The following is a 3446-nucleotide window of genomic DNA, read 5'->3' as shown; positions in this document are numbered from 1 at the left end:
CGACCGGGGCGCCGCGCCGCTGCCACTGCTCCGTCCGCGACCGCAAGCTCTCGAGCGCGGCCGCGTGGGGGGCCGCGGCGATCCACCCGCACCGCTCGGCGTGGCACGAGATCTTGTGTCGGGCGATGAGCTCGAAGACGAAATCGGCGGCGCTGCCCGCAGTCTGCCACATCCGGCGGCCCGTCTCCTCGCCGAACCGGCGCTCCAGCTCGTCCGGATCGTGCTTGAGACCGGGGATGATCTGGCCGCCGTTCCGTCCCGAGGCGCCCCAGCCGGGCTCCGCCGCGTCGAGCACCACGACCTCCGCGCCGCGCTCCGCGAGGTGCAGCGCCGCCGACAGGCCCGTGTAGCCGGCGCCGACCACCACCACGTCGGCGCGGCGGTCCCCCTCGAGAGGCCGTGTGTCGGGAAAGGGCTCGGCCGCGACCGTCCAGGGCGACGCAGGAAGGTCGGAGGACGCGAGAGAGTGGACCATCGTCCCCCCTAATAGCACAGGGGGGACGCCTGGGCACTCCGTTAGCGAGTGTCGGACTCCGGTCGGGCGCGGAACAGCCTCTTCCGGCCGGTGAAGCCCAGCCCGAGCAGCGAGCTCGCGACGAGGAGGAGCGTGGCCGGCTCGGGAACGGGATTCAGCCCGCCGTCGCCGGCAAACCCGGTCACGCAGGCCTCCTCGCAGGTCACGGCCGTCACGAAGATGTGCGCCGCGGCCCGAAAGCCGTCGCTGTTGGCGTGAAGCACATCCGAAGCCGACGCCCACGCCCCGCTGGTGTTGGTCAGCCCAAAGTTGACCGTGGAGAACCTGTCGTTGAATCCGTCGGAGTTGTCCAGGGTCACGTTGAAGGTACCGAAGGCGGACACGTTGCCAGAGTCAGGAGGGTCGAGAGTGGCAACGCTCGGAGCTCCGACCGTGAACGTGGCCGCGTTCACGTTGACGTCGACGGCGTTGACCGCACCAAAGAAATAGGTGAAGCCACCGGTTGCAAACCCGGTGAACGTGATGGTCGCGGTGGTGGCGCTGGTTCGGTCGACGTCGACATGCGCGTACGGGCTCGGAAATGGGCTGAGGGCGAGATTCGGGATAGTGATGTCGAAGCCGATGCTGTCCGCCGAAGCCGGAGCGGTGCCCAGGCCTGTCCACAACAGCGCGGCGACGACCGCGGCCGCCGCGGTAAGCCGTCTAGTCGTCGTCTTCACGGCTGCTCCTCCAAGTTCGGATTTGCATTGTCTTGCGGCATGCATCCTTCCACGAGGCAGCAAGCTTCGCACCATGCCGATACCCTCTGCTTCAACACCTCGTATCATTTGCCTTCGGCTCATCATCCTCGAACCCAGGACGCCCGTACGCTGAGTAACACATTACCCAAAAGTCCCAAGCCGCCCCTCAGCTTGAGGAGACCGAGCGTGTGCAAAAAAGTGCGATGTGGGCACCGGGTCCACCTCACGAGGCCCGGGCCACGCGAGTCCCCTCGAGGATGGCCTGATGGATGCCGCGCGGGGCCACGCAGTCGCCCACCGCGTGGAGCGCGGGCACCTTTCCCTTCAGGGCCCGATAGAGGGCGTCGGTGGAGCGGCTGCCCATCGACAGCACCACGGTGTCGACGCCCTCGATGCGGCGCTCCGCCCGCGTGTAGACGTTGGCCACCACGACCGTGGAGCCTTCCACCGCCACCAGGTCGGTGTGCGGGGTGAACGTCACACCCTTGGCGAAGAGCCGCGTGTAGAGCGGGGCGATCGAGGTCACCCCCACATCCTGCCCGGCGTAGAACAGCCGCGAGATCACCTCGACGCGGCGGCCGCGGTCGAGGAGATGCTCGGCGGTGGACAGGCCCTGCTGGGTGTGCACGTCGTCCACGACGACGACCCGCTCGCCCACCTCGACGCGATCGAGGAGGACGTCCCGGTCGGTCACCACGTGTTTGCCGTCGAGCCCGCGGAGGTCGGGCACGTGGGGAGACGATCCGGTGGCGATGATCACGACGTCGGGTGACTCAGCCAGCACCGTGTCCACGCTGGCCTCGACCCGCAGCCGGCAGTCGACCGCCAGCTTGTCCACCTGATGGGCCAGGAAGCGGAGGATGCCGGCGTACTCCGCGCGTGCGGGTGCACGGGCGGCAATCAGCACCTGCCCGCCAACCTCGGCCTCGCGCTCGAGGAGGACCACGCGATGGCCCCGTAGCGCGGCCACGCGGGCCGCCTCGAGGCCGGCGGGGCCGGCGCCGACCACCACCACACGCCGCGCCTGAGCCGCCGGAGCCAGCTCGGCCAGCTCCGTCTCCCGACCAGTGCCCGGGTTCTGGATACAGGTGACCGGCTTGCCCTGATAGATGCGGTCGATGCAGCCCTCGTTCGCCCCGACGCAGAGGCGCACGTCGTCGAGCCGCCCCTCGATGGCCTTGCGGGGCAGGTCGGGGTCGGCGATGAGCGCGCGGGTCATGCCGACCAGGTCGATGGACCCATCGCCGAGGATCTGGTCCGCGTGAACCGGATCGACGATGCGGCCGGCGTGGAAGATCGGCATGCCGGGCACCGCCGCCTTGATGGCGGCCGCGAGCGGGATGAACACGCCGTGCGGGTAGGCCATGTTCGGCACGGCGGCGGCCTGCAGCGGCAGCGTGTGCGCCGCGCCGCCGATGATCGACAGGAAGTCCACGAGGCCGGAGGCGGCCAGCCGGCGGGCGATCTCCGCCATGTCAGCGGCGGTGAGACCGCCGGCGGTCATCTCGTCACCCGAGATGCGGGCGCCCACCACCCAGTCGCGCCCGACCTGGCGCCGGATCTCGCGGAGCACCTCGAAGCCGAAGCGCATCCGGTTCTCGAGGCTGCCCCCGTACTCGTCCGTCCGCCGGTTGAAGAGCGGCGACCAGAACTGGTCCACCAGGTGGTTGTGGGCGAAGGAGAGCTCCACGCCGTCGAGGTCGCCCTCGCGGCAACGCCGCGTCGCGTCCCCGAAGGCCCGCACCAGCATCGCGATCTGCTCGGGCTCGATCTCGTGAGGCACCTCCCGGTGCACCTTCTCGGGAATCTGCGAGGGCGCCAGCAGCACGTGCCAGCTCTCGACGTCGGACTGCGACCGCCGCCCCATGTGGGTGAGCTGGCTCATGACCCGGCAGCCGTGGCGGTGCACGGCCTCGGCCAGGCTTCGATATCCGGGTATGACAGCATCGTTGTGGTTGGCGATCATGTTCCAGGCGCTGGCCGGCGAGGAGGGATGGACGCTCGTCGAGCCGCCGATGATCGTGAGGGCCACCCCGCCGCGGGCCTTGGCTTCGTGGTAGGCGCGGAGACGGGGGCCGGGCTTGCCGTCCTCCGCCATCGCCTCGGCGTGCCCGGTCGAGAAGATGCGGTTCTTCAGGGCGAGCCCGCCCACCTGCAGCGGCGTGAAGAGGTGGCGGAACCCTTCCGGCATGGGCCCCAGCATGGACGGGAGCGAACGGCTCGTCAACGGG

At 69.8% G+C, this 3446-nt stretch carries 3 protein-coding genes; all 3 read right to left on the bottom strand.

Annotated elements, in window-relative coordinates; translation table 11 throughout:
* Positions 1-475: NAD(P)/FAD-dependent oxidoreductase (locus ACRDSQ_RS14080; protein WP_431421509.1), on the bottom strand; the 475-nt coding region annotated here is incomplete at its 3' end.
* A gap of 41 nt (positions 476-516) precedes the next feature.
* Entirely contained in the window at positions 517-1194 is a 678-nt protein-coding gene (locus ACRDSQ_RS14075) for a PEP-CTERM sorting domain-containing protein (RefSeq protein WP_431421508.1), read from the bottom strand.
* A 244-nt stretch (positions 1195-1438) separates the two neighbouring features.
* A partial coding sequence (locus ACRDSQ_RS14070) for an FAD-dependent oxidoreductase (protein ID WP_431421506.1) occupies positions 1439-3446 on the bottom strand: 2008 nt, incomplete at its 5' end.

It is taken from the genome of Actinokineospora sp. (assembly GCF_050699995.1).
GTDB lineage: Bacteria > Actinomycetota > Actinomycetes > Mycobacteriales > Pseudonocardiaceae > Actinokineospora.
Note: the sequence above shows the minus strand (reverse complement) of the source record. Positions and strands in the feature narration are given on the sequence as shown.